The 25,490-nt window shown below is 72.0% G+C and carries 29 protein-coding genes; 16 read left to right on the forward strand and 13 right to left on the reverse strand.

What is annotated here, in order from left to right; translation table 11 throughout:
• Positions 1-24: 24 nt before the first annotated feature.
• From ACA361_RS18805 to ACA361_RS18825, 5 genes are all read right to left on the reverse strand, one after another.
• The gene (locus ACA361_RS18805; protein ID WP_375013572.1) at positions 25-900 is read right to left on the reverse strand and encodes a ParA family protein; all 876 of its coding nucleotides are present in this window, start codon (positions 898-900) and stop codon (positions 25-27) included.
• Between the two features lie 187 nt (positions 901-1,087).
• Positions 1,088-2,026 carry a site-specific tyrosine recombinase XerD gene (locus ACA361_RS18810; RefSeq protein WP_375013574.1) on the reverse strand — a complete coding sequence of 313 codons (939 nt, stop codon included), beginning with the start codon at positions 2,024-2,026 and terminating at the stop codon, positions 1,088-1,090.
• A 121-nt stretch (positions 2,027-2,147) separates the two neighbouring features.
• A complete protein-coding gene (locus tag ACA361_RS18815) occupies positions 2,148-2,798 on the reverse strand; it encodes an NUDIX domain-containing protein (RefSeq protein WP_375013329.1) in 651 nt (216 codons plus the stop codon).
• The gene (locus ACA361_RS18820; RefSeq protein ID WP_375013331.1) at positions 2,795-4,486 is read right to left on the reverse strand and encodes a CTP synthase; all 1,692 of its coding nucleotides are present in this window, start codon (positions 4,484-4,486) and stop codon (positions 2,795-2,797) included. Before ACA361_RS18820 ends, ACA361_RS18815 begins: the two co-directional genes overlap by 4 nt.
• A gap of 282 nt (positions 4,487-4,768) precedes the next feature.
• Positions 4,769-6,355, reverse strand: coding sequence for a hypothetical protein (locus tag ACA361_RS18825; protein WP_375013333.1), 1,587 nt, complete (start codon positions 6,353-6,355; stop codon positions 4,769-4,771).
• A gap of 306 nt (positions 6,356-6,661) precedes the next feature.
• On the opposite strand from ACA361_RS18825, the gene pip reads away from it, so the two are divergent.
• The 9 genes from pip (at position 6,662) to ehuA (ending at position 14,682) form a co-directional block, all read left to right on the forward strand.
• Positions 6,662-7,636: a prolyl aminopeptidase gene (gene pip, locus ACA361_RS18830; protein ID WP_375013335.1), complete on the forward strand. Its 975-nt coding sequence runs from the start codon at positions 6,662-6,664 to the stop codon at positions 7,634-7,636.
• Positions 7,637-8,090: 454 nt separating this feature from the next.
• Complete coding sequence (gene ectA / locus ACA361_RS18835) at positions 8,091-8,633, forward strand: diaminobutyrate acetyltransferase (RefSeq protein ID WP_375013337.1); 543 nt, start codon at positions 8,091-8,093, stop codon at positions 8,631-8,633.
• 124 nt (positions 8,634-8,757) lie between these two features.
• The gene (ectB, locus tag ACA361_RS18840; protein WP_375013338.1) at positions 8,758-10,020 is read left to right on the forward strand and encodes a diaminobutyrate--2-oxoglutarate transaminase; all 1,263 of its coding nucleotides are present in this window, start codon (positions 8,758-8,760) and stop codon (positions 10,018-10,020) included.
• A 67-nt stretch (positions 10,021-10,087) separates the two neighbouring features.
• Positions 10,088-10,483, forward strand: a complete 396-nt coding sequence (locus tag ACA361_RS18845; RefSeq protein ID WP_366617383.1) for an ectoine synthase — start codon at positions 10,088-10,090, stop codon at positions 10,481-10,483.
• Positions 10,480-11,388 carry an ectoine hydroxylase gene (thpD, locus tag ACA361_RS18850; protein WP_375013341.1) on the forward strand — a complete coding sequence of 303 codons (909 nt, stop codon included), beginning with the start codon at positions 10,480-10,482 and terminating at the stop codon, positions 11,386-11,388. Before ACA361_RS18845 ends, thpD begins: the two co-directional genes overlap by 4 nt.
• A gap of 165 nt (positions 11,389-11,553) precedes the next feature.
• On the forward strand, positions 11,554-12,447 hold the full coding sequence (ehuB, locus tag ACA361_RS18855) for an ectoine/hydroxyectoine ABC transporter substrate-binding protein EhuB (protein WP_375013342.1): 894 nt from the start codon (positions 11,554-11,556) through the stop codon (positions 12,445-12,447).
• A gap of 3 nt (positions 12,448-12,450) precedes the next feature.
• Positions 12,451-13,158 carry an ectoine/hydroxyectoine ABC transporter permease subunit EhuC gene (ehuC, locus tag ACA361_RS18860; protein WP_375013344.1) on the forward strand — a complete coding sequence of 236 codons (708 nt, stop codon included), beginning with the start codon at positions 12,451-12,453 and terminating at the stop codon, positions 13,156-13,158.
• Positions 13,158-13,811: an ectoine/hydroxyectoine ABC transporter permease subunit EhuD gene (gene ehuD / locus ACA361_RS18865; RefSeq protein ID WP_375013346.1), complete on the forward strand. Its 654-nt coding sequence runs from the start codon at positions 13,158-13,160 to the stop codon at positions 13,809-13,811. The genes ehuC and ehuD overlap by 1 nt, the downstream gene beginning before the upstream one ends.
• Positions 13,798-14,682, forward strand: a complete 885-nt coding sequence (ehuA, locus tag ACA361_RS18870) for an ectoine/hydroxyectoine ABC transporter ATP-binding protein EhuA (protein WP_375013348.1) — start codon at positions 13,798-13,800, stop codon at positions 14,680-14,682. The genes ehuD and ehuA overlap by 14 nt, the downstream gene beginning before the upstream one ends.
• Here the strand turns inward: ehuA and ACA361_RS18875 are convergent.
• The gene (locus ACA361_RS18875) at positions 14,679-15,980 is read right to left on the reverse strand and encodes an MFS transporter (RefSeq protein WP_375013350.1); all 1,302 of its coding nucleotides are present in this window, start codon (positions 15,978-15,980) and stop codon (positions 14,679-14,681) included. The genes ehuA and ACA361_RS18875 overlap by 4 nt on opposite strands.
• A 127-nt stretch (positions 15,981-16,107) precedes the next feature.
• Here ACA361_RS18875 and ACA361_RS18880 point away from each other — a divergent pair, with 127 nt between their 5' ends.
• The 3 genes from ACA361_RS18880 to ACA361_RS18890 are packed head-to-tail and all read left to right on the forward strand — an operon-like array spanning position 16,108 to position 18,804.
• Complete coding sequence (locus tag ACA361_RS18880; protein WP_375013351.1) at positions 16,108-17,274, forward strand: thiolase family protein; 1,167 nt, start codon at positions 16,108-16,110, stop codon at positions 17,272-17,274.
• A gap of 2 nt (positions 17,275-17,276) precedes the next feature.
• Positions 17,277-17,657: a Zn-ribbon domain-containing OB-fold protein gene (locus tag ACA361_RS18885; protein WP_375013353.1), complete on the forward strand. Its 381-nt coding sequence runs from the start codon at positions 17,277-17,279 to the stop codon at positions 17,655-17,657.
• 4 nt (positions 17,658-17,661) lie between these two features.
• Positions 17,662-18,804: an NAD(P)H-dependent flavin oxidoreductase gene (locus ACA361_RS18890; RefSeq protein WP_375013354.1), complete on the forward strand. Its 1,143-nt coding sequence runs from the start codon at positions 17,662-17,664 to the stop codon at positions 18,802-18,804.
• 7 nt (positions 18,805-18,811) lie between these two features.
• On the opposite strand, the gene ACA361_RS18895 is transcribed toward ACA361_RS18890, so the two are convergent.
• The gene (locus tag ACA361_RS18895) at positions 18,812-19,831 is read right to left on the reverse strand and encodes an SGNH/GDSL hydrolase family protein (RefSeq protein WP_375013356.1); all 1,020 of its coding nucleotides are present in this window, start codon (positions 19,829-19,831) and stop codon (positions 18,812-18,814) included.
• A gap of 138 nt (positions 19,832-19,969) precedes the next feature.
• On the opposite strand from ACA361_RS18895, the gene ACA361_RS18900 reads away from it, so the two are divergent.
• Positions 19,970-20,545 carry a DUF4126 domain-containing protein gene (locus tag ACA361_RS18900; protein WP_375013358.1) on the forward strand — a complete coding sequence of 192 codons (576 nt, stop codon included), beginning with the start codon at positions 19,970-19,972 and terminating at the stop codon, positions 20,543-20,545.
• Positions 20,546-20,552: 7 nt separating this feature from the next.
• Here ACA361_RS18900 and ACA361_RS18905 read toward each other — a convergent pair whose 3' ends face one another.
• The 3 genes from ACA361_RS18905 to ACA361_RS18915 form a co-directional block, all read right to left on the reverse strand.
• A complete protein-coding gene (locus ACA361_RS18905) occupies positions 20,553-21,071 on the reverse strand; it encodes a hypothetical protein (protein ID WP_375013359.1) in 519 nt (172 codons plus the stop codon).
• Between the two features lie 146 nt (positions 21,072-21,217).
• A complete protein-coding gene (locus ACA361_RS18910; protein WP_375013361.1) occupies positions 21,218-21,643 on the reverse strand; it encodes an ATP-binding protein in 426 nt (141 codons plus the stop codon).
• The gene (locus ACA361_RS18915) at positions 21,640-21,897 is read right to left on the reverse strand and encodes a hypothetical protein (protein WP_375013363.1); all 258 of its coding nucleotides are present in this window, start codon (positions 21,895-21,897) and stop codon (positions 21,640-21,642) included. Before ACA361_RS18915 ends, ACA361_RS18910 begins: the two co-directional genes overlap by 4 nt.
• Positions 21,898-22,052: 155 nt before the next feature.
• Here ACA361_RS18915 and ACA361_RS18920 point away from each other — a divergent pair, with 155 nt between their 5' ends.
• Both ACA361_RS18920 and ACA361_RS18925 read left to right on the forward strand, forming a co-directional pair.
• A complete protein-coding gene (locus tag ACA361_RS18920) occupies positions 22,053-22,907 on the forward strand; it encodes a helix-turn-helix domain-containing protein (protein WP_375013365.1) in 855 nt (284 codons plus the stop codon).
• Positions 22,904-23,098 carry a DUF397 domain-containing protein gene (locus ACA361_RS18925; protein WP_375013367.1) on the forward strand — a complete coding sequence of 65 codons (195 nt, stop codon included), beginning with the start codon at positions 22,904-22,906 and terminating at the stop codon, positions 23,096-23,098. Before ACA361_RS18920 ends, ACA361_RS18925 begins: the two co-directional genes overlap by 4 nt.
• Positions 23,099-23,134: 36 nt before the next feature.
• Here the strand turns inward: ACA361_RS18925 and ACA361_RS18930 are convergent, their stop codons facing one another.
• The 3 genes from ACA361_RS18930 to ACA361_RS18940 all read right to left on the reverse strand — a co-directional run bounded on the left by ACA361_RS18930 (position 23,135) and on the right by ACA361_RS18940 (position 24,838).
• Positions 23,135-23,767: a DedA family protein gene (locus ACA361_RS18930; RefSeq protein WP_375013369.1), complete on the reverse strand. Its 633-nt coding sequence runs from the start codon at positions 23,765-23,767 to the stop codon at positions 23,135-23,137.
• A 151-nt stretch (positions 23,768-23,918) separates the two neighbouring features.
• Positions 23,919-24,416: a GNAT family N-acetyltransferase gene (locus ACA361_RS18935; protein WP_375013371.1), complete on the reverse strand. Its 498-nt coding sequence runs from the start codon at positions 24,414-24,416 to the stop codon at positions 23,919-23,921.
• 236 nt (positions 24,417-24,652) lie between these two features.
• Positions 24,653-24,838: a hypothetical protein gene (locus ACA361_RS18940; RefSeq protein ID WP_375013373.1), complete on the reverse strand. Its 186-nt coding sequence runs from the start codon at positions 24,836-24,838 to the stop codon at positions 24,653-24,655.
• 61 nt (positions 24,839-24,899) lie between these two features.
• On the opposite strand from ACA361_RS18940, the gene ACA361_RS18945 reads away from it, so the two are divergent.
• Positions 24,900-25,463: a hypothetical protein gene (locus tag ACA361_RS18945; protein ID WP_375013375.1), complete on the forward strand. Its 564-nt coding sequence runs from the start codon at positions 24,900-24,902 to the stop codon at positions 25,461-25,463.
• The last annotated feature ends 27 nt before the right edge of the window (positions 25,464-25,490 follow it).

Here is a 25,490-nt window from a genome sequence, read left to right on the forward strand (position 1 = left end):
GAGGCGACCGGACCGGCCGGCGGCTCAGTCCTCGTCGTCGTCGGCGTTCCAGCGCTGAAGGACCTCGCGGGCCAGCCCGCGGTAGGCGTTGGCGCCCATCGAGTTGGGGTCGAAGTAGGTGATCGGCTCGCCGGCGACGGTCGCGTCCGGGAACCGCACGGTCCGGTTGATCACCGTGTGGAAGACCTTGTCGCCGAACGCCTCGACGATGCGGCCGAGGACCTCGCGGGTGTGCAGGGTGCGGGAGTCGTACATCGTGCCGAGCACGCCGTCGATCACCAGGTCGGGATTGATCCGGCCCTGCACCTTGTCGATGGTCTCCATCAGCAGCGCCACGCCGCGCATCGCGAAGTACTCGCACTCCAGCGGGATCAGCACGCCCGCGCTGGCGGCCAGCGCGTTCACGGTGAGCAGGCCCAGCGACGGCTGGCAGTCGATCAGGATGTAGTCGTAGTGCGGCACCGCCGACTTCAGCGTGTGCGCGAGGATGTACTCGCGGCCCACCTCGTGGACGAGCTGGACCTCGGCGCCCGACAGGTCGATGTTGCTGGGCAGCAGGTCCATGCCGTCGACACCGGTGTCGATGACGACGTCCTCCCAGTCGGTGTCCGACTCCAGCAGGAGGTTGTGGATCGTCATGTCGAGCTGGCGCGGGTCGCCCTTGCCCAGCCCGACCGACAGGGCGCCCTGCGGGTCGAAGTCCACCAGCAGCACCCGGCGGCCGTACTCGGCGAGCGCGGCGCCCAGGTTGATCGTGGTGGTGGTCTTGCCGACGCCGCCCTTCTGGTTGCAGATCGACACGATCCGGGCGGGGCCGTGCTCGGCCAGCGGCTCAGGGTCCGGGAAATTGGGCACGGGACGCTGCGTCGGCCCGAGCGCGCGGCTCGGATCGGTCTCGATGGTGGCGGAGGAGAGGACCCCTCCCGTGGCCTGCGTGCTCGTCAACAGAATCCTCCCCGGTGGCCGAAAATGCCATCCAGAACCGGGACTCTAAGGCTTGACACCAGCGGTCACAAGCCGACGCGCGCCCTTGGTCGCGATTTGCGCCGGCCAGGGACGGGCGGTCCCGGGCGTGAAAAAGGAACGGTCAGCCCCGTGCGCGGGGATGGGAGGTGGCGTAGACCTCGCGCAGCAGCTGCACCGTCACCAGAGTGTAGACCTGCGTCGTCGTCACCGAGGCGTGTCCGAGCAATTCCTGCACGACCCGCACGTCCGCGCCGCCGTCGAGCAGGTGCGTGGCGAACGAGTGCCGCAGCGTGTGCGGGGACACGTCCGACAGCCTCGCCCGTTCCGCGGCGGCGCGCAGCACCATCCAGGCGCCCTGCCGCGACAGCCGCCCGCCGCGCGCGTTGAGGAACAGCGCGGGCCCGCCCCGGCCCCGTCCCGCCCCGCTCAGCACCGGCCGGGCCCGGACGAGGTAGGCGTCGATCGCGCGGGCCGCGTACCCGCCGACCGGGACGACGCGGGTCTTGCCGCCCTTGCCGGCGATGCGCGCGAAGCCCTCGCCGAGGTCGAGGTCGTCGACGTCCAGGCCGACGGCCTCGGAGATGCGGGCGCCGGACCCGTACAGCAACTCCAGCAGCGCCCGGTCGCGCAGGGCGCGGGCGGTGTCGGCGTCGCCGCCGCCCTCGGCGCCCGTCCCGGCCGCCGCCAGCAGCCGCTCGACGTCCTCGATGGAGATCGCCTTGGGCAGCCGGCGGGGCGGCGTCGGCGGCTTGACGTCGCGGGCCGGGTCCGCGGCGGCCAGTCCCTCCCGCAGCGCGAAGCGGTGCAGCCCGCGGACGGCGACCACCGCGCGGGCGGCCGAGCCCGCCGACAGCGGCGGGTGCCCGCCGCCGCCCTCGCGCAGGCCGACCAGGAACGCGCGCACGTCGTCCTCGGTGACCTGGTCGATCGCGGTGCGGCCGCGCTCCTCCAGCACGGTCACGTACCGCCGCAGGTCGCGCCGGTACGAGCTGAGCGTGTTGGCGGCCAGGCCCCGCTCGACGGCCAGGTGGCCGAGGTAGGTGCGCACCGCCGCGCCCAGTGCGGTGCCGGGCCACGTCTCGTCGGCGCCGGGCCGCGCGAGGCTCCGGCCGGTCGTGCTCGGGGTCAGTTGCGGCACCTCTTCCCGGGGCGGGGCGGCCGAGTGGGACGCGCCCATCATGTCAGCCTTCGGGCGCCTCCACCGGCCGCAGCCCGCGGTACCCGGCCGCCCGGGCGGCGTGCGCCGCCAGGATCCCGGTGACGGCGATCGCGTTGTGCAGCTCGCCGGCCAGCACCTTGCGGACGGCCTCGTCCAGCGGCACCCACACCACCGGCATGTCGGCCTCCTCGTGCACCCGCTCGAAGTCGATCTGGTCGGCGGGCACCTCGGTGAGGTCGCGGGCCAGGAAGATCCGGACCCGCTCGTCCGACATGCCGGGCGAGGTGAGCACGTCCGCGAGGACGTCCCAGCGAGCCGCCCGGTGGCCGGCCTCCTCCAGCAGCTCCCGCGCGGCCAGCTCGTGCAGCGGCTCGCCGCGCACGTCGCGGAGCCCGGCGGGCGCCTCCCACAGCATGCGCCCGGCGGCGTGCCGGTACTGGCGCAGCAGCAGGACGCGGTCGGCCGCGTCCACGGCCACGATCCCCACCGAGCCGGGATGCTCGATCACGTCCCGGTGGACGATCTCGGTCGTGGCGCCGTTCGGCATCCGGACCGCGTCCCGCCGGACGGCGAAGATCCGGCCCTCGAACGCGCGGTCCGACCCGGTGACCTCCCACTTCGCGGGGGCGTCCCGCACGCCGTCCGGCTCTCCCCGCGCGTCGCGGTCGCTCACGGAGTGGACACCGCGCCGGCGCCGCCGCGCAGCTCCGCGTAGTCGAGCGCCGCGGCGATGAGCCCGGCGAACAGCGGGTGCGGGCGGGTCGGGCGGGACAGGAACTCCGGGTGCGCCTGGGTGCCGACGAAGAACGGGTGCGCCTCGCGCGGCAGCTCGACGTACTCGACCAGCCGGCCGTCGGGCGACAGCCCGCTGAAGACCAGCCCGGCCTTCTCCAGCTGCTCGCGGTAGGAGTTGTTGACCTCGTAGCGGTGCCGGTGCCGCTCGGACGCCTTGGCCTCGCCGTACAGCTCCCGGACGATCGAGCCCTCGGCCAGGTCGGCCGGGTAGAGGCCGAGCCGCATGGTGCCGCCCATGTCGCGCTCGCCGGCGACCACGTCGACCTGGTCGGCCATCGTGGCCACCACCGGGTGCGGGGTGGCCGGGTCGAACTCGGCGCTGCCGGCGTCGGGCAGCCCGCCGTTGGCGCGGGCCGACTCGATCACCATGCACTGGAGGCCGAGGCAGATGCCCAGCAGCGGGACGCGGTTCTCCCGGGCGTGCCGGATCGCGCCGAGCTTGCCCTCGATGCCGCGCACCCCGAAACCGCCGGGGATCAGCACGCCGTCGACGCCGTCCAGCTCGCGCCGGGCGCCCTCGGGCGTCTCGCACTCGTCGCTCTTGACCCAGCGGATGCTGACCTTGGCGTCGTTGCCGAACCCGCCGTGCCGCAGCGCCTCGGTGACCGACAGGTACGCGTCGGGCAGGTCGATGTACTTGCCGACCAGCGCGATCGTGACCTCGCGGGCCGGGCGGTGGACCCGGCGCAGCAGCTCGTCCCAGGCGCCCCAGTCGACGTCCCGGAACGGCAGCCCGAGCCGGCGGACGACGTAGGCGTCCAGGCCCTCGGCGTGCAGCACCTTGGGGATGTCGTAGATGCTCGCGGCGTCGACGGCCGAGACCACGGCCTCGCGGTCCACGTCGCACATCATGCTGATCTTGTTCTTCAGCCCGTCGGTGATCGGCCGGTCCGAGCGGCACACGATCGCGTCGGGCTGGATGCCGATGGAGCGCAGCGCGGCCACCGAGTGCTGGGTCGGCTTGGTCTTCAGCTCGCCCGACGGCCCGATGTAGGGCAGCAGCGACACGTGCAGGAAGAAGCAGTTGTCGCGGCCGATCTCGTGCCGGATCTGCCGGACCGACTCCAGGAACGGCTGCGACTCGATGTCGCCGACCGTGCCGCCGACCTCGGTGATCACGATGTCGACGTCGTCGCCGGGATCGGCGGCCATGCCGCGGATCCGGTCCTTGATCTCGTTGGTGATGTGCGGGATCACCTGGACGGTGTCCCCCAGGTACTCGCCGCGCCGCTCCCTGGCGATCACGTTGGAGTAGACCTGGCCGGTGGTGACGTTGGCGGACCCGTGCAGGCGGGTGTCCAGGAACCGCTCGTAGTGGCCGATGTCGAGGTCGGTCTCGGCCCCGTCGTCGGTCACGAAGACCTCACCGTGCTGGAACGGGTTCATCGTCCCGGGGTCCACGTTGAGGTACGGGTCGAGTTTCTGCATCGTGACCCGAAGGCCGCGCAGGGCCAGCAAGCGGCCGAGGCTGGACGCCGTCAGTCCCTTGCCGAGGCTGGAGGCGACACCGCCGGTGACGAAGAGATGCTTGGTAGGACGTGATCTACCAGTGGCTGCCGAAGGCAAGAAGGCGCTCCCGTGGTCGTTGCGAGGCGGACGGTACCGCACTGTCCACGGGCCACCAGAATAACAGGCACGGCGGCATGCGCCGTCCGGGTCGTGCCCGGACGGGCGCGCGGGGCCCCTGGTCAGCGGCCCCGCGCGGGGCCGGATGGCCGAATCGGGCGCGGGAGCGGGCCGCACACCGTGAAAACGAAGGGACGCCGCCCGCGTCGAAGCGGGCGGCGTCCCGGGGCGTCCCACGCGCGGCCCGGCGCGTTCCGGCGGCGGTCGCGCGCCGCCGGCGGCTCAGATCCGCGGCGCCGCGGTCGGCATGATCGTCCGGAGCTGGCGGGTGAGCTCGTCGATCAGCGAGCGGGCCTGGTCGGCGGCCTGCCGGGCGGCGTCGCGCTCCTGCGACAGCTCGGCGATCGCGGCGCGCTGCTCGGTCACGGCCTGGGCGAGCTGGTCCACCCACTGGTCGCGTTCCTTGAGCTTCTCGGCGATCGCGTCGCGCTCGGCGGCCATCTGCCGCATCCCGGTGACCGCGTTGTCGCGCTCCCGGCCGGCCTGGTCGACCTGGCCGCGGGCCAGGGTGGCCTCCGACTCGGCGCGGGCCTGCGCCTGGACGGCCGCCTCGCGGCCGCGCTCGGCGGCCTCCCGGGCCTGGGCGGCGGCGTCCCGCTCGCGCTCGGCCTTCTTGGCCGCCTCCAGCGACTGGGCGGCGGTGTCGAGGGCCTGCTCGCGCTCGGACTCGGCGGCCTGCAGCCGGCGGCGGGCGTCCTCGGCCTCCTTCGCGGCGCCGGCCACGGCGTGCTGGAGGTTCTGGATCTTCACCTCGGCGTCGGCGATCTTGGCGCGCAGGCCCGACATCTCGCCGTGCGCCGCCTCCAGCGCCCGCGACAGCTCGGACGCCTGCTCGGCCATCCGGTCGCGCTCGCCCTCGGCGGTCCGCCGGGCGGCGACGGCGTCCTCGACGGCGCGCAGCGCGTCGTCGCGAGCCTCGCTCATCGCGTCGCGCTGGGTGATCGCCTGCCGGACGGTCGCCTCGGCCTCGGCGACGCGCCGCTCCGCCTCGCCCGCGCGGCGCTCGGCCTCGGCGGCGCGCCGGTCGGCCTGCTCCATCCCGGCCTGCGCCTGCTCCATCTGGGAGCGGGCCTGCTCGGCCTGGGCGCGCGCCTGGTCGGCCTGCACCCGGGCCTGCTCGGCCTGGCCGCGGGCCTGGTCGGCCTGGGCGCGGCCCTGCTGGGCCTGGTTCCAGGCCGCGGCGGCGTCGCGCTGCGCCTGCTCCTTCTCCGCCTGGATCGCGGAGATCTGGGTGGACGCCTCGGCCTGCGCCTCGGTGACGCGGCGCTCGGCCTCCACCGCGCGCCGGTCGGCCTGCTCGGCCTGCCCCCGCGCCCGCTGCACCTCACCCCACGCCGCCGCCGCGTCCCGCTGCGCCGACTCCTTCTCCGCCTGGATCGCGGAGATCTGGGTGGACGCCTCGGCCTGCGCCTCGGTGACGCGGCGCTCGGCCTCCACCGCGCGCCGGTCGGCCTGCTCGGCCTGCCCCCGCGCCCGCTGCACCTCACCCCACGCCGCCGCCGCGTCCCGCTGCGCCGACTCCTTCTCCGCCTGGATCGCGGAGATCTGGTTCTGCGCGTCGGTCTGCGCCTCGCTGACCTTGCGCTCGCCCGCCGACAGGGCGTCGCCGATGAGGTCGGCCATCTGGCGCAGCCGCTCGACGATGTCCCAGGGCTGCGCCTCCTGCCGCTCGGGCTCGGTGCGGGCCGCGTCGCCGGGCCGCTGCCCGGCCGCCTTGATCGGCTGCGCGGCCGCGTCCCGGGCCGTGGCGGGCCAGGGCGTGCCGGTGTTCTGGACGGGGCGCGACCCCGATCCGTTCAGCTCGCTCACGTGTCTCCTCGCCTGGCGGCGCGGTGCCGCGTTCGCGGGGCCCTGGTACACATCGGCGTACACATCGCCGTACCCGTCGCCGTACTCATGGTGTTCGCCGCACTCCTCGCCCGGCGGCCCACGTCCGCCCGGCGGCTCGTCGCTTCGCTCACCCAAGGCACTCTAGTGCCGACCAGCAAGGCGTTTGCCCAGTTTGGGGTTTAGTTTCTTGATCCGCGCGGTGTATTCGCGCGCATAGAACGCCGCGACTCCCAGCGTACGGGCGTTCCCGGCCCCGACCTCACCCCGATGGGACAATCACCGGTCATGGAGTTTCGGACCCTGTATCCGCCGATCGAGCCGTACGATTCCGGGCTGCTCGACGTCGGCGACGGCGACCAGATCTACTGGGAGGTCAGCGGCAACCCTGACGGGAAGCCGGCGGTGATGGTGCACGGCGGGCCGGGCGGCGGGTGCTCCCCGGAGCACCGGCGGCAGTTCGACCCCGCGGCGTACCGGATCGTGCTGTTCGACCAGCGCAACTGCGGCCGCAGCCTCCCCCACGCCGGGGACCCGGCGGTGTCGCTGGAGAACAACACCACCTGGAACCTGGTGGCCGACATGGAGAAGCTGCGCGAGCACCTGGGCATCGACAGGTGGCTGGTGTTCGGCGGCTCGTGGGGCAGCGCGCTGTCGCTGGCGTACGCGCAGACCCACCCGGACCGGACCTCGGAGCTGGTGCTGCGCGGCATCTTCATGCTGCGGCCGTTCGAGCTGTACTGGTTCTACCAGGAGGGCGCGTCGCTGCTGTTCCCCGACCTGTGGGAGGACTTCCTGGCGCCGATCCCCGAGGACGAGCGGGACGACCTCATCGCCGCGTACGCCGAGCGGCTGCACTCCCCCGACCGCGAGGTGCGGGTCGCCGCGGCGCGGGCGTGGTCGCAGTGGGAGGGCCGCACGGTCTCGCTGCTGCCCGACCCGGAGCGGGCCGACCGGTTCGGCGAGCCGGACTACGCGGTCTCGTTCGCCCGGATCGAGAACCACTACTTCGTCAACGAGGGGTTCTTCGAGGAGGAGCAGCTGCTGCGGGACGTCGACCGGATCCGGCACATCCCCGCGGTGATCGTCCAGGGCCGGTACGACGTGTGCACGCCCGCCGCGACGGCGTGGGACCTGCACCGGGCCTGGCCCGAGGCCGACTTCCACATCGTCGGCGACGCGGGGCACGCGTACACCGAGCCGGGGATCCTGCACCGGCTGATCGAGGCCACCGACCGCTTCGCCGCCGCCGGGACGGGCTGAGCGCCGCCCTCTTACACCATCTGACGCTCCGGCCTGACGGAAACCTGACAAACGGTCCCCGGGCCGGAGCCGCGCTCCCGCGGGCCCCGTGCGGCGCACGGGGCCCGCTGCGCGCCTCCCACCTCGATCGACGCAACGTGACGCCGACCTCACGGAGCACGTTGACACAAGTGCCATGTGATTCACGTCACAAAAATGAGACAAAGATTTCGTCATCTCGCCGTAACAAATCATTAGAGTGACCCGCGACGGCCCCTCCGCGCGCCCACCTGCCCGCCCCCCCGGTTACCCCTGCGTAACGCAGGGAATGGCGCCCGCCGATCGCGCCCCGCCGCGCCGAAAATGACCCGGAAAATAACAAGCGTATTGTTATACCCGCTGCGGAAAACTCTAAACATCCCGCATATAACATTCCGTAGCGATCAGGGCCCGAACTTGGGTAACTTACCTGGACATGGCAGCGCAACCCCTGCAAACGCCCCCTGACCGATCCGGACACAACTCGGCCATACGGCTGGAGGAACCGCATCTAGAGGACGGGCCGGAGTTGTGGCGGCTCGCACGGGACTCGCGGGTTCTGGACGTGAACTCGCCCTACAGCTATGTGCTGTGGTGCCGGGATTTCGCCGGCACCTCCGTGGTGGCCCGGGACACCGGAACGGGCCGGCCGTGCGGTTTCATCACCGGCTTCACCCGCCCGGCGGCACCGGACACGCTCTTCGTCTGGCAGGTCGCCGTCGACGACGCCTTCCGCGGCCAGGGCCTGGCCCGCCGCATGCTCGACGACCTCGGAGACCGGGTCGCCGCCCGCGGCGGCGGGTACGTGGAGGCCACGGTCACGCCCGACAACACCCCCTCCACCAGGATGTTCGAGTCCTTCGCCCGCAACCGCGGCTGCGCGCTGGAGCGGACCCCGCTGTTCGGCCGCGAGCACTTCCCCGAGGGCCACGAACCCGAGGTCCTCTTCCGCATCGGCCCCCTGCGGCCGGCGATCTGACCCGGCAGGCGGCCGGCACGCCCGTGTCCCCGCGCCACGCGGCCGTACCGCCCGCCGTGCCCACGGCATGCCCGCCCGTCACACCACACCCGCCCATCCACCACACCTGCCCGGGAGGCAGAAAATGGATGTTTTCGCTCACCTCGAATCCGAAGTCCGCGGCTACTGCAGGGGCTGGCCGACCGTGTTCGACACCGCCCGCGGCAGCACCATGACCGACGAGAACGGCAAGACCTACCTCGACTTCTTCGCCGGCGCCGGGACGCTCAACTACGGCCATAACAACCCGCAGCTGAAACAGCGCCTCATGGACCACTTCATGAGCGACGGCGTCGTGCACAGCCTCGACATGTACACGGTCGCGAAACGCCGGTTCCTGGAGACGTTCGAGGAGATCGTGCTGAAGCCGCGCGGGCTGGACTACAAGGTCCAGTTCCCCGGCCCGGCCGGAAACCATTCGGTCGAGGCGGCGCTCAAACTCGCCCGGAAATACACCGGCCGGGAGAGCGTCATCAGCTTCACCAACGCCTTCCACGGCATGACCCTCGGCGCGCTGGCGGTCACCGGCAACTCGATGAAGCGCGGCGGCGCCGGCGTCCCGCTGGGCCACGGCGTCGCGATGCCGTACGACAACTACCTCGACGGCCGCACCCCCGACTTCCTGCTGCTGGAGACGATGCTCGACGACAGCGGCAGCGGCCTGGACGTGCCCGCCGCCGTGATCGTCGAGACCGTGCAGGGCGAGGGCGGCATCAACGTCGCCACCGCCGAGTGGCTGCGCGGCCTCTCCGACCTGTGCAAGCGGCACGACATCCTGCTGATCGTCGACGACGTGCAGATGGGCTGCGGCCGCACCGGCGCGTTCTTCAGCTTCGAAGAGGCCGGGATCAAGCCCGACATCGTCTGCCTGTCCAAGTCGCTCAGCGGCTACGGCCTGCCGTTCGCGATCACGCTCATGCGCCGCGAGCTGGACGTGTGGGAGCCCGGCGAGCACAACGGCACCTTCCGCGGCTTCAACCCGGCGTTCGTCACCGCCACCGCCGCGCTGGAGGACTACTGGACCGGCGAGGGCCTGGAGAAGCAGACCCTCGCCAAGGGCGAGCAGGTGGAGCGCGCCCTGAACGAGATCGCGCTGGAGCACGCCGGCGCGGTCGAGACCGTCCGCGGCCGCGGCCTGGCCTGGGGCCTGGTCATGCGGGACGCGGACCTGGCCCCGCGGGTCTGCGCCGAGGCGTTCGGCCGCGGCCTGCTCATGGAGACCTCCGGTCCGGAGGGCGAGGTGGTCAAGCTGCTGCCGCCGCTCACCACGACCACCGAGGAGCTGGCCACGGGGCTGGAGATCATCGCCGAGTCTGTCCGCGCCGTGCGCGCGACGGTGGCGGTCTGACCGCGGCCTCGGCCGCGAGCGCGACCGCCGGCCGTACCGGCTCGACACGAGGAAAGGAACACCAGAAGTGATCGTCCGTTCTCTCAAGGACATCATCGGCACCGAGCGCGACGTGCAGGCCCCGACGTGGTGCAGCCGCCGCTTCGTGCTGGCCGGCGACAAGGTCGGGTTCTCGATGCACGAGACCATCCTGTACGCCGGCACCAGCACCGACATGTGGTACGCCAACCACATCGAGGCCGTGTACTGCGTCGAGGGCGAGGGCGAGCTCGTCAACCGGGAGACGGGCGAGAAGCACCGTATCGAGCCCGGCGTCATGTACCTGCTGAACGAGCATGACCGCCACACCTTCAACGCCAAGACCGACGTCCGCACCGTGTGCGTGTTCAACCCGCCGGTCACCGGGCGGGAGGTGCACGACGAGAACGGTGTCTACCCGCTGATCACTGAGGAGGACGCATGAGCATCATCGAGAGCCATCCGACGATCGACGACGCCTATCCGACCCGCAAGTGCGGCGAGGCGGCCCTGCTGTACCGGCAGGACCCCGTCGTGTACGGCGGCCCCGACGACGGGCCGATCGACGCCGCCACGCTCGACTCGTTCGACACCAACGGCTTCCTCACGGTCGACCAGCTGCTGCTGCCCGAAGAGGTCGAGGACTACCGGGCCGAGCTGCGCCGCCTGTCCGCCGACCCGGCGGTACGCGCCGACGAGCGCACCGTGACCGAGCGGGAGTCCGACGAGGTCCGCTCCATCTTCGAGGTCCACAAGATCAGTGAGGTCTTCGCCGAGCTGGTCCGCGACCCCCGCGTCGTCGGCCGCGCCCGGCAGATTCTCGGCTCTGAGGTTTACGTCCACCAGAGCCGGGTGAATTACAAGCCAGGATTCACCGGTACGGACTTCTACTGGCACTCGGACTTCGAGACCTGGCACGCGGAGGACGGCATGCCGCGCATGCGCGCGGTGAGCATCTCCATCGCGCTCACCGAGAACTTCGTGCACAATGGCGCCCTCATGATCATGCCGGGATCGCACAAGACGTTCGTGTCGTGCGTCGGCGAGACGCCCGACGACCACTACAAGTCCTCGCTGAAGAACCAGGAGATCGGCACGCCCGATCCCAACAGCCTCTCGATCCTCGCCGACAAGCACGGGATCGAGCTGTTCACCGGCGCCGCGGGATCCGCGACGATGTTCGACTGCAACTGCATGCACGGCTCCAACGGCAACATCACGCCGTTCCCGCGGTCGAACGTCTTCATCGTCTTCAACAGCGTCGACAACGCCTGCACCGAGCCGTTCTCGGCGTCCGCGCCGCGGCCGTCGTTCATCGGTGCGCGCGATTTCACCCCAGTCGGCGCGTAGGGGTCTACCCTGCCGTCCTAACTCAATCGACACCCGATCGACCCGACTCCGGCCATTCGACTCCGACCGTTCCCGATCCCCGCGTCCCCGACCCATCGGGCGCGTGACCGCCGGGGGCCGCACCGCGGCCCCCGGCGGTCGCCGCCATCACACAGGAGATCAAAGATGACTTCCTCGAGACGCCACTTCCTGCGTACCGCGACCCTGCTCGCGGGGGCGATCCCGCTGGCCGCGGCCGGCTGCTCGACCACCGACCCGGAGGCCGAGAAGGCGGGCGGCGGCACCCTGGCCAGGGCCAAGCAGGAGGGCAAGATCAAGGTTGGCTTCGCCAACGAGGCCCCGTACGGCTTCACCGACAAGTCCGGCAAGCTCACCGGCGAGGCCCCGGAGCTGGCCCGGGCCATCTTCAAGGAACTCGGGATCGCCAACGTCGAGGGCGTCCAGGTCGACTTCGGCGGGCTGATCGGCGGGCTGAAGGCCAAGCGGTTCGACGTCATCGCGGCCGGGATGTTCATCAACAAGGAGCGCTGCGCGGAGGTCGCGTTCTCCGACCCCGACTACGTCGCCAAGACCGCGTTCATGGTGCCCAAGGGCAACCCCAAGAAGATCCTCAAGTTCGAGGACGTCACCAAGACCAAGGCCAACATCGGCGTGCTCACGGGTGCGGTGGAGGGCGGCTACGCCGAGAAGCTCGGCGTGCCCAAGGGCCAGATCAAGACCTTCGCCGACCAGCCCAGCGCGTACGAGGGCCTCAAGGCGAAGCGGATCGACGCGATCGCGCTGACCCGCATCTCGCTGGTCGACCTGCTGTCCAAGCACGAGGGCGAGCCGTACGAGGTCACCGAGGCGTTCGTCCCGGTCATCGACGGCAAGGAGCAGTTCGGCGCGGGCGGCTTCGCGTTCCGCAAGGCCGACGCCGACCTGCTCAAGGCGTTCAACGACAAGCTCACCGAGTTCAAGCAGCAGAACAAGCTGCTGCCGATCATCCAGCCGTTCGGCTTCAGCCAGGCCGAGCTGCCGGGCGCCGGTGACACGGCGGCGAAGTTCTGCGCGGTCTGACCCGTGGGCGAAGTCCTCGACAGCTACCAACAGCTGCTCCAGGGCGCGTGGATCACCATCCAGCTCACGGTCTACGGGAGCGTGCTGGCGCTGGTGCTCGCGCTGGTCTTCGGCCTGGCCGGGACCTCGCGGAACCGCGCCGTGCGCGCGCTCAACCGCGTGTACGTGGAGTTCTTCCGCGGCACGGCCACCCTGGTGCTGATGTACTGGTTCTTCTACGCGCTGCCGCTGATCGGCCTCCGCTTCACGCCGATGGCCGCCGCGGTGATCGCGCTGGGGCTCAACGTGGGCGCGTACGGCGCCGAGGTCGTCCGGGGTTCGATCAACGCGGTGCCGAAGGCCCAGCACGAGGCCACGATCGCGCTCAACTTCACCCCGGTCCAGCGGATGCGGCGGGTGCTGCTGCCGCAGGCGGTGGCGCTGATGCTGCCGCCGTTCGGCAACCTGCTGATCGAGCTGATGAAGGGCAGCGCGATCGTCTCGCTGATCACCATCGGCGACCTGACGTTCCGGGCGAAGCAGATCCAGTCCTCGACCGGGGAGACGCTGTGGACCTACGTCGCGATCCTGGTGATCTACTTCGTGATCGCGCAACTGCTGCAGCTGCTGGTCCGGTACGCCGAGCGGCGCGTTGACCGCATGCTCGGCCGGCGGCCCAGCGCCAAGGCCGTTCCGGCCACGGCGGGTACGGGGGCGGGGGTGACGGGCTGATGACCTGGGACTGGACCTACACCGGGGAGATCCTGCCCGACCTGCTCAACGGGCTGCGCGTCACGATCATCGCGACCGTGCTCGGCTACCTGCTGGCGCTGGTACTGGGCCTGGTGTGGACGCTGCTGCGGCGCTCTCCCGTCACGGTGGTCAGCCAGACCACCCGCTGGGTGGTGGAGTTCATCCGCAGCACGCCGCTGCTGGTGCAGCTGTTCTTCATCTTCTACGTGTTCCCCTCGTTCGGGCTCACGCTGGGCCCGCTCACCGCGGGGATCATCGGGCTGGGCCTGCACTACTCGGCCTACACCTCGGAGGTGTACCGGGCCGGGATCGCCGACGTGCCCCGCGGGCAGTGGGAGGCGACGGTCGCGCTCAACCTGCCCAAGAGCCGGGTATGGATGGACGTGATCCTGCCGCAGGCCGTCCGCAAGGTCGTGCCGACACTCGGCAACTACCTCATCGCCATGTTCAAGGACTCACCGCTGCTGCTGGCGATCAACGTCGCGGAGATGCTGGGCGCGGCGTACCAGATCGGCGCGCAGACGCTGAAGTTCCTCGAACCGATCACGGTCGTGGGACTGCTGTTCGTCGTCGTCAGCGTCGTGTCCTCGATCATCGTCCGTCGCCTGGAGAGGCGCTATGCCACCTACTGACACCACACCCGAGGACTCCTCGCCCGAGGTCGCCGTCTCCAAGGGGACGCCGGCGGACGAGGCGAAGTCCTCCGCCGTACCGCTCAAGAAGGGCGAGAGCACCGCGCCCGGGATCAGCTTCGAGAAGGTCGTGAAGCAGTTCGGGTCGAACGTCGTCCTGCGCGAGCTGGACTTCACGGTCGCGCCGGGCGAGCGGGTCACGCTGATCGGGCCCAGCGGCTCGGGCAAGACCACGATCCTGCGGCTGCTGATGACGCTGGAGAGGGTCAACAGCGGGGTGATCCGGGTCGGCGACCGGCCGCTGTCGCACATGGACAAGGGCGGCAGGCTTGTCCCGGCCAACGAGAAGCACCTGCACGAGATGCGCAAGCAGGTCGGGATGGTGTTCCAGCAGTTCAACCTGTTCCCCAACATGAACGTGCTGCGCAACCTCACCGAGGGGCCCGTGCACGTGCTCGGCCGGTCCAAGGACCAGGCCGCCGAGAAGGCCCGGGAACTGCTGGACCTGGTCGGGCTGGCCGACAAGGAGAACGCCCACCCGACCCAGCTGTCGGGCGGCCAGCAGCAGCGGGTGGCGATCGCGCGGGCGCTGGCGATGGAGCCCAGGGTCCTGCTGCTGGACGAGGTCACCTCGGCGCTGGACCCCGAGCTCGTCGTCGGCGTCCAGGACCTGCTGCGCGACATCGCCCGCGAGAGCGACCTCACGATCCTGTGCGTGACCCACGAGATGCACTTCGCGAAGGACATCTCCGACCGGGTCCTGATGTTCGACCAGGGGCAGATCGTCGAGGAGGGCCCGCCGGAGCAGATCTTCGGCGAGCCGTCCGAGCAGCGTACGCGGGACTTCCTCCAGGCGGTGCTCGCTTCCTAGGAAGCCGCCATGGGGCCGTCCGCGCTTCCGTCGCCCCGGGGCGCGGGCGGTCCCTCCCGCCGGCGGCGGGCGTCCAGCCACGCCAGCGGGAGCGCCGCGGCCATCCCCGCGGCGGCCACGGCGAACGAGACGGCGATGCCGAGGGCGCCGGACAGCAGCCCGATGACCGCCCCGCCGGCGCCGGTGCCCGCGTCGAAGGCGATGTTCCACGCGGCGCTGGCCGAGCCGTGCCCGGCCGGCCCGGAGCGCTGGAACATCACCACCAGCGTGTCGTTCTGGACCAGGCCGAACCCGAGGCCGTAGAGCGTCGCCGCGGCGACCGCGGTGACGGACGCGCCGGTCCCGTCCGCGGCGGCGGCCGCGGCCAGCCCCGCCATCCCCAGCCCGCCCGCAACGACGCCGGGCCCGGCCAGCCGCCCCGCGCCGGCGCGGTCGCTCCACACGCCCGCCGTCCACCGCCCGGCGATGATCGCCGCCGACAGCGCGAACAGCGCGGCCGCCGCCGTGGTGGCGTCCAGGGCGAGCGGCAGGAACGAGGCGACGCCGCCGAACGCGCAGGAGGAGACGAACAGCGCCGTCCAGGGCGCCGCGTACCGGCGCGCCGCCCGCCTCGCGTCCCGCGCGAGGGGTGCCGTCCGGGGCCCGCGCGGGCGCGGCGTACGGTCCGGGGCCAGGGCCGGGTGGCGGGACATCGCCACGGCCAGCGGGACGGCGAGGACGCTCACGATCCCGGCCGCCACGAAGACCGGGACGAACCCGTACCGCTCGACCGCCCACAGGCCCGCCGGGAGCACCAGCACCTGCGGCAGGCCGATGGTCAGGCCGTACAGGCCGAGGGCGCGGCCGCGGCGGCCGGGCGCGACGAGTGCGGCCACCAGCGCCGCGCCGGCGACCGTGACGATCCCGAAGCCCGCGCCGCGCACCGCCGACACGGCCAGCACCCACGGCAGCGCGGCGGACGCGGCGTACCCGAACGCGGGCACGCCCAGCAGCAGCGCCCCGGCCACCAGCAGCGCGCGGGCGCCGAACCGGCGGGTCAGCCGGCCCATCGCGAGCTGGACGAGGACGGTGGCGGCCATGAACGTCGCGGTCGCCGCGCCCGCGCCGCCGTGGCCGGCGCCGCCGCCGACCGAGAACAGCGGCACCACCGACAGCAGGACGGCGTGGTTGGAGAACATCCCGAGCGTGCCCGCCAGCAGGAGCAGGAAGTCGCGTCCCGCCAGCCCGGAAGCGGGCGCGGCCGGGGCCGCCCGCCGGCCGTCGCGGGACATGGGGGCGGGACCGTCGCTGGATGTCACGTGATCGTTGCTACAGCACCCGGGACATCATGTCCAAACGGGCACTTCACACCTGTCGGTGTGTAATAGAACGTCATTCGGTACGGTGGCGGTGGGCAACGACACCAAGGAGGTACGGCGGTGACCCATGGTTGACGGCACGGCCATCGCGGGACTCGGCATGACCGAGCTGGGCAAGGTGTACGGGCGCAGCCCCCGGCGGCTGGCGGCCGACGCGGTCCGGCTCGCGGCCGCCGACGCTGGCCTCGCGCTCGGTGACCTGGACGGGCTGCTGGTCAGCCACGGCCTCGGCGGCTCCCCCGGAATCGAGGTCGCCGACACCCTCGGCCTGCGCGACCTGCGCCTGCTCAGCCAGATGAACTCCTTCGGCGCCACCGCCGGCGCCATGGTCTCCTACGCCGCGATGTCCGTCCTCAGCGGCGCCGCCACCACCGTGGCCTGCGTCTTCGCCGACGCCCCGCTCAAACCGAAACAGTCCTCCGGCTCGGCGTACCACCGCGACGCCCGCGAATGGTACGGATTCGGCGGCATGACCGCCGCGCTCGGCCTGCGCAGCGTCAACGCGTTCTACGCCCTCGCCGCCCAGCGCCACATGAACCGGTACGGCACCACCGGCGAGCAGCTCGGCGCCATCGCCGTCAGCACCCGCGACTGGGCCACCCGCAACCCGCTCGCCCAGATGCGCGACCCCATCACGCTCGCCGACCACCAGGCGTCCCGCTGGGTCGCCGAACCCCTCCACCTGCTCGACTGCTGCCTCGTCTCCAACGGCGCCATCGCGGTCATCATCACCTCCGCCGACCGCGCCCGCGACCTCGCCCGGCCGCCCGTCCACCTGTGGGGCTGGGGCCAGGGCCACCCCGGGCACCGCAAGGAGCGCGGCAGCGAGTTCGGCCTCACCACCGGCGCGCTCACCTCCGGCCCCGTCGCCATGAAGATGGCCGGCGTCACCGCCGCCGACATCAGCCAGGCCCAGCTCTACGACTGCTACACCTACACCGTCCTGGTGACGCTGGAGGACTACGGCTTCTGCGCCAAGGGCGAGGGCGGCCCGTTCGCCGCGTCCGGCGCCCTCGGCCCCGGCGGCGCCCTCCCCACCAACACCGGCGGCGGCCAGCTGTCCGCGTACTACATGTGGGGCATGACACCGCTGTCGGAGGCCGTCATCCAGGCCCGCGGCGACGGCGGCGACCGCCAGGCCGACCGCAACGACGTCATCCTCGTCAGCGGCAACGGCGGCATCCTCGACCACCACTCCACGATGATCGTCAGCCCGCACCCGAAGGGGGCCTGAGCATGGAGATCGGCATCCTGCGCCGCGACGGCCGCACCGACCCGTTCTTCGACGGCACCGCCGCGGACCGGCTCGTCATCCGCCGCTGCGAACCCTGCGACCGCTGGTACGCCCCCGACCAGGGCGCCTGCCCCGAATGCGGCAGCGAGGACCTCGCCTGGGCCGACGCCGAGGGCACCGCCACCCTCGTCACCTGGACCGTCGCCCACGGCCGCGGCACCGAACCCGCCACCCTCGCCCTCGTCGAACTGGCCGAGGGCCCCTGGCTGCACGCCCGGCTCGACGGCCTCGACCCCGCGGACCTGCGCGAGGGCCTCCCCCTCCGCGCCACCTTCGTCCACCCTGACGAGGGCGAGTCCTACGTCCTGTTCAAGGGAGCCTGAAGCCATGCGTACCGACATCTGCGACATGTTCGGCATCGAGTTCCCGCTGCTGGCGTTCAGCCACTGCCGCGACGTGGTCGCCGCCGTCACCAACGCCGGCGGCATGGGCGTCCTCGGCGCCGTCGCCTACTCCCCCGAACGCCTCGAAGAGGAACTGCGCTGGATCGACGACCACGTCGGCGGCCGCCCGTACGGCGTCGACGTCCTGGTCCCCGGCAAGATCGACGAATCGGCCGAGCGCGCCGGCCGCGGCGAGGGCGGCCTCGACACCATGCTGGCCTCCGTCCCCGCCGAGCACTGGACGTTCCTCCAGAGCCTCTTCGAGAAGTACGACGTCCCGCCCCCGGACCTGAACCGCGCCCGCAAGAGCAACTCCCGCGGCGGCACCCAGGTCACCAAGGAGGGCGCCACCGAACTGATCGAGGTGTCGCTCGCGCACCCGATCCGCCTGATCGCCAGCGCCCTCGGCACCCCGCCGCCGCTCATGGTCGACAAGGCCAAGTCCGCCGGCGTCCCCGTCGCCGCCCTGGTCGGCACCGCCGAGCACGCCCGCCGCCAGGTCGCCGCCGGCGTCGACCTGATCGTCGCCCAGGGCGGCGAGGCCGGCGGCCACACCGGCGAGATCTCCACCATGGTCCTGGTCCCCGAGGTCGTCGACACCGTCGCCCCCATCCCCGTGCTCGCCGCCGGCGGCATCGGCACCGGCCGGCAGATGGCCGCCGCCCTCGCCCTCGGAGCGTCCGGCGTCTGGTGCGGCTCGGTCTGGCTCACCACCGAGGAGGCCGAGACGCCGCCCACCGTCAAGGAGAAGCTGCTCGCCGCCACCTCCCGCGACACCGTCCGGTCCCGCTCCCGCACCGGCAAGCCCGCCCGCCAGCTCCGCTCCGCCTGGACCGACGAGTGGGACGGCCCCGGCAGCCCCGGCCCGCTCGGCATGCCCATCCAGATGATCGTCGCGCACGGCGCCATGGCCCAGATCGACAAGATCGCCGCCTCCGGCAACCCGGGCGCCCGGCAGCTCGCCAACTACTTCGTCGGCCAGGTCGTCGGCCAGATGAACACCGTCAAACCCGCCCGCCAGGTCGTCTACGACATGATCGAGGAGTTCGCCGCGGCCCTCGACCGCCTCAACACGATCGCCCGGTGAGAGCGGCTCAGTAGAACTGGTTCAGGGGGCGGCCCGGGCCCTTGCGGATCTGGTCGGTGAACAGGCGGGCCAGCGCCTCGTGCCCGCGGACCGTCGGGTGGAAGCTGCGCGGCTCGGCCGCCAGCTGCGACACGCTCACCGCCAGGCCGTTCATGTACGGGTCCGGGCTGCCCACCTCGTGCCCGGCGAACGCGCTGTAGGCGTCGACGAACTCGACGCTGCCCGCGCCGCCGGTCGCCGCGACGCGCTGGTCCGCCTCGGCCACCGTCTGCCGGATCAGCTCGTTGAGCTCCCGGTGCCGCGCGTTCAGCCACTGCTGGTCGGCCACGCTGATGTTGTCGCCGCCCGCGCCGTCGGTCTCCGAGAACGCCCGCGGGTACCCCATCACGATCAGGCGCGCCTTCGGCGCCCGCTCCGCGATCTTCCGGTAGAGGTCGGGCAGCGTGGTGCGCAGCTCGGCCATCCGCTGCGCGACGTCCCCGCCCTGCTCCGAGCAGCTCCTGCTCCACGGCAGCTTCACCACGCAGCCCGCGAGGATCTTGGAGAAGCCCACGTCGTTGCCGCCCACGCTGATCGTGATCAGCGTGGTGTTCCCGTCGATCCGGGACAGCTGGGACGGCTCGCCGGACTTGCCGGTCTGCACCGTCCGCGTGGTCGCGCCCGAGCACGCCCAGAACGCCGTGGCCTTGAACGGGTAGGCCTTCGCGACCTGGTGGAAGTACGCCTTGGACGTCCGCTGGCAGCGCGCCAGCGGGTTGTGGTCGGCGGCGGTCGCCTCGGCGCCCAGCCCGGACGAGTACGAGTCGCCCAGCGCCACGTACGCTCCCCCGGTGGCCGCCTCGATGGGGCTGATCGGCTGCCGCTCCCGCGTCCGCGCCGGATCCGCGTGCGCCGCCCTGACCGGCTTGGGGCAGCCGATCCCGAAGACCTCGCACCGCACCGCCGGCAGCGCCACCAGCGGAGTGATCGCGACCAGGAGCAGCCCGACCAGGATCGCGACGGACCGGCCGCGTGCACCGATGCGCATCCGTTGCCTCCCCTCGTCCTGACCAGACGCCTCCGGCGTCCCGCGGGTTCCCGCCTTTACGTTGTAGATTATTAGATCCGTACCCGGCGGGCCCGCCGGTGGTGGATCCTGGAGCAACACGCTACGTCCGGGAGGGCCATGCTCGCCGCACTGACCGGCCTCGGCCTGTCGGCCGCGGCCGGGCTGAACGCCTACATCCCGCTGCTGGTGATCGGCCTCCTCGACCGCCACACCGACCTCGTCCGGCTGCCCGCCGAATCCGGCTGGCTCGCCGACGGCCGGGTGCTGGCCCTGCTCGCCGTCCTGCTGGCCGCCGAGATCGTCCTGGACAAGATCCCCGTCGTCGACACCGTCAACGACGTGATCCAGACCGCGGTCCGCCCCGCCGCCGGCGGCGCCGCGTTCGCCGCCACCGAGTCCGCCGCCCGCCTGGAGGAGCAGGCGCCCTGGCTCGGCTGGGTCGCCGGCATCGTGGTCGCCCTGCTGTTCCACCTCGCCAAGGCGTCCGTGCGCCCGGTCGTCAATGCCGGCACCCTCGGCGCCGGCGCGCCCGCCGTCAGCACGGCCGAGGACGCCATCTCCCTCGGCATGAGCCTGCTCGCCGTGCTGGCGCCGCTGGTCGCGCTGGCCGGGCTGGTGATGCTGGCGTACGCCGCGTACCGGCTGCTGCGGCTCCGCCGCCGCCTGAAGAGGCGCCGCGCGGCACCCGGCTGACCGCCGTTCATTCCGGGCCGGGCACCCCGCGGGCCAGCGCGGCGCGAATCCCGCCCACGGCGAGGACGGCCGCCGCCGCCAGGAACGTGAAGCAGTAAGCCACCAGCCGGCCGTTCCCCTCCGCGCCCGCCGCGAAGACGGCGAGCGCCGCCCCCGGCACCAGCACCCAGATCGCACCGAACGTGAGGCGCCGCCCGAGCCGGCCGGGCAGCATCAGCGCGGCCGCGAAGAGCAGCACGAACAGGCCGGACCCGAAGAGGTAGTCGAACCAGTCCCCGGTCACCTCCGCCGCGCTCCCCTCCCCCGCCGCGCGCGGGCGGGCGAACAGCACCACGTCGGCCGAACTCGACTCGTCGACGCGCACGCCGGTCCCCACGATCCCCTCGGCGTCCCGGCGGGGCGGCGGAAACGGCATCGGGCTGGTCAGGATCCGCGGCGACACCGCCAGGACGAGGGCCGCAAGCCGCCATCCGACGGCGGGCCGCTCCCACAACCGCACCTGGGAACCCCGCTCGGGCTCCGCCATCACACCTCCCGGAATCGATCATCTGGGCGTCCCACCAAACCGCATGACCGCCCCCCGCGTCCGGCGAATCACTCATCGGCGGGCACTCCGGAACGCCGCCGCCTCCTCCGCACCACGGCCACCGCAGCCCACCGGCCGTTCGAGATTCATGCGCGATCGCACGTCCGCCGCCCGCCGGACGACTGGACGAAACGCATCCACACCACGCACCGGCCACCCTGCGCACGCACGCCCCAGTCCGAGGCGAGCGCATCGATGATCCGCATGCCTCGCCCGTCCTCGGCCATTTGGCCGTCCCGCAGCCGGGGCCGCGCGCCCCCGCCCCCGTCGTCGCCCACTTCCGCGACCAGCACCCCGTCCGTCACCGCGAGACGGACGGACACCAGCCCGCCCCGTCCCGAAGCGGTGTGCTCCACCGCGTTGGTGAACGCCTCGTTCACGCACGTGCGGACGTCATCGAGCAGGGGATGCCCCTCCCCCAGCACGTCCCGTACGAACCCCCGCGCCTCCACGGCCGAACGCTCCAGGCCCGGCAGCGTCACGCACAGGGCCCCGTCGAGCGTCGCGCTCACGAGCCGGCCTCCGCCGCGATCCGCAGCGCCGCCTCGTCCAGCCGGGCCGCGTTCAACTCCACCCGCCGCCACACCAGCAGCCATGCCCGGCCGCGCTCGACGGCGAGGACCGGCTCCCATCGCGCGTTCCCGCACCGTACGAACAGCACCGGCTGCGTCCCTTGCGGGAAGTCCAGCCGGCAGCTCAGCGAGACCGTCCACAACCGCCACGCCAACCCCGCCAGGAGCGAATACCGCATCTCACTCGGCGCCATCGGATCCCCTTCCACCGGACCGTCACGCACCCAGATTCATCGCACTGCGCGGCCCCCACCAGGCATTCGACACGCCTCGCGACGTCCAGTCACTGGATTTTGAGTCTCCAGCAGATCCCATCTCCTTCAGCTACTAAGCGTGACAGTATGAACACATGCCGGAAGACCCCCCGTCATCCGCTCGCCTCCGCCGGATAGGCCGGGCACTTCGCCAAGTACGCGAAGACTCGGGCTATACCCTCCAGGCAGCGGGCCGCCGCCTCGAACGCTCGGGCTCCTCACTGAGCCTGATCGAGAACGGCCTGCAGTCACTGCGCCTCCGCGACCTCGGGTTCATCCTCAATGCCTATGGCGTTGACGCGAACCTGTACAAAGCCCTGATGACGCTCGCGGAACAAGAGCACCGGTCAGGGTGGTGGTGCGCCTTCAAGGACATCGCATCCCGCTCCGACTGCGACTACGCCTCGTTGGAGCGCGACGCCTCGGCCCTGGACGCGATCGAGACCGGCTTCATCCCCGGACTCCTTCAGATCGAGGACTACGCACTCGCCATCATGCGAGCGCACGTCCCCGAAATCCCGCCCGAACGCGCGGACCGGTTCGTCGCGTTCCGGATGGCCCGTCAGCGCATACTTGACCAGCCCGACCCACCCAAGATCCGGCTCGTGCTGGATGAGGCCGCCTTGCGTCGAGCACGGGGCGGGCCTGCGGTCATGCGGGCGCAGCTCCAACGGCTGGTGAACGAGTCGGAACGGGAGCGACTGTCCATTCAGGTCCTCCCGTTCGCCTCGACCGCCGACCCCGGCGTAAACGAATCCTTTTGGCTGCTGGACATCGGAGATCCCAGTGTGCTGAGCACGGTGCTGATCACCTATCTCACGGGACGCCTGATGCTCGACGACTCCACAAGCGTCGAACGGTACCGGAACGCCTTCCGCCGAATACGAATGGCAGCCCTCAGCGAAACCCGCTCCCGGGACCTGATCCAGCGAATAATGTCGGACGCATGAGCGGACCAGAACTGTCCAATGCCGCCTGGCGCACCAGCACTCACAGCCAAGCGCAGACGTCGGAGTGCGTCGAAGTCGCAGAATGGAACGCCCGCGTGGCCGTACGAGACTCCAAGAACCCGGACGGGCCCGTCCTCGCCCTCCACGCGGCCACTTGGCGCTCGTTGCTACACAACCTCAAGAACCACTGACCACGGCCTCCGGTGGGCTGCGGGGTGTCCGGCGCATCACTCATCGGCGGGCACCGCGGAACGGCGCCGCCTCCTCCGGACCACGGCCACCGCGGCGGCCGCGCAGGCCGCGGCCGCGAAGACCGCCAGGCCGCCCCGGCCCACCAGCGCCTCGATGCGCTCCGCCGACGCGCCCGCGAACGCGCCGATCCCCACGTACACGGCCGCCCACACCAGCGCGCCGGCCAGCGAGGCGGGCAGGAAGCGCGCGTACGGCACGCCTGCCGCCCCCGCCGCGGCCGGGGTCAGCGTGCGCACCACCGGCACCAGGCGGGTGAGCAGCACCGCGGCGGCGCCGCGCCTGCGCAGTACCGCCATCGCCCGGTCCCAGTGCCGCTGCCCGGCCTTGCGCACGATCCGCGTCCGGCCCATGGCCTCCCCGTACCGGCGCCCGATCAGGTAGCCGACATGGTCGCCCGCCGTCACGCCCAGCCCGACCGCGAGCAGCATCGCCGCGAACCGGACCGGCTCCGCCGCCGACGCGCCCAGCACCAGCACCGCCGTCTCGCCGGGGACAAGCGTCCCGACCCCGAGCCCCGACTCGGCGAACGCCAGCAGCCACGCGACCGCCAGCAGCGGCGCGAGCGGAAGCTCCCCCAATGTCCGGACGGTCTCCGCGACCCATTCCATCTACACCCTCGCACGACTCAGTCGTGCCGCCCCGCAGCAACTCTAGTTCCAAGATCCACCCGGATGGCCCGCCGCCCCCGGCGTTGACTCGTGGCGTGTCTCTCACCAGGACGCGCCGCGAGAGGCGGACACGCCACGAGTCGACACGGCGCTAGAGCGGCGCCCACATGACGACGCGCGGCCCCAGCTCGTGCAGGCCGGCCGCGACCTCGTCGTCCCAGTGGCCGCGCAGCCCCGGCCCCCAGCGCTCCGCGGGCAGGACCTCGAAGCCGTGCTTGGCGTACCAGGGCGCGTTCCACGGGACGTCCTGGAAGGTCAGCAGCGAGACCCCGGGCGCCCCGGCGCGCCGGGCCCGTTCCAGCACCTCGCGCAGCAGCAGCGCGCCGATCCCCTGCCGCACCCGGTCCGCGTGCACCGCGATCTGCTCCAGGTGGACGGCCCCGTCCAGCTCCTGCACGGCCGCGAACCCCAGCGGCGGATCGCCCGCCACCAGGATGTCGCCGCCGCCCTTCTCGATCATCGTCTCGATCACCGTCGGCCCGGCCGGGAACGCGATCCCCAGCGGGCCGAACATCCCGTCCGCGCTCTCCTCGATCGCGGCCAGCAGCGGCAGATCGACCGGACGTGCCGTACGGGGCTCCAGATCCATCCCGCGATCGTACGTCCGCCCCTTCCGCACCGCCTCCCGAATCACCGGCCGCGCCCGGCTGGCAGCGGCGCCACTGGCGGGGCAGGAGGAGGCCGGGGCCTCGGTTCACGATCTGGGACGTCGGCACGCGCAGGAGGCTGCACGCCTTTCCCGTCCCGGGCCCGCGGATCCGGGACGTGCTGGTCACCGACGACGCACGCACCCTGGTCACCTGGACGACGACGGCGTCGCCACGTCTAGGGCACCTGCATCCGGTCGGCGACATCGTTCTGCGACAGGCCGAGGCTCTGGCGCCGTTCTGCCAGCCGGTACGCGCCGATGTACGCCCGGTTGCGCTTTCGCGCCTCGTCGACCCGCTCTTCGCCGCCGGCCCCGGCAACGACCTCAGCCCGGACGTCGCTCCACTTCGGGAAGCTCGTCATAGCCACCCCCTGCTTGGACGGTTCTGAGGATATGGTGCCGTCGCGATGGAGGAGGAACCCCATGTGCGGGCACGATCTGGAGATGAAGGAGGCTCGCGTGGCGGGCCTTCTGGAGGAGTACCCGACCGCGCGGGATGCGGGTCGGGGGCATTCGGCGCTCAGGGGTGTCGGCGAGGTCGGCTGGGTGGGGTCGTCGTGCCCGGGCTCGACTCCGGCTTTGTTGGAATGTTTGCCGGACACGGCGGCCGGGGTTGAGGCCGTGCGTGTGCTGGCGAAGGTGTTGTTGGACGACCTTTTCACGCTTAATAAGGCGGCGCCGTTGCTCTTGGGGTTCGTGCTCGGGCTTGCGGACGAGTTGCATGCGGCCACGCGGCGTGAGTTGGTCGAGTGGCTGGTGGTCGTCGCCGGGCTGGCGGAGCCTGTGAGGGACGGGCTCGATCCGCGGATCTTGGGCGGCGAGGCCGGGGAGGACCGGCCGGAGTGGGCGCGGTGCCGGGGTGTGCTCATCGAGCACGCGGACGTGCTTCGCGAGTTGGTTCGGACAGCGGGCGGTGTTGATGCCGATTCTCTGGCGGTCCTTCTTGCCCCTGCCCCGCCCGTGACGTTCCAAGGCGCGGTTACTTGACGCCGGCTCCTTGATTCGTCACGGGCG

Origin of the sequence: Actinomadura sp. 21ATH (genome assembly GCF_041951345.1) — a bacterium.
Classification (GTDB): Bacteria; Actinomycetota; Actinomycetes; order Streptosporangiales; family Streptosporangiaceae; genus Spirillospora.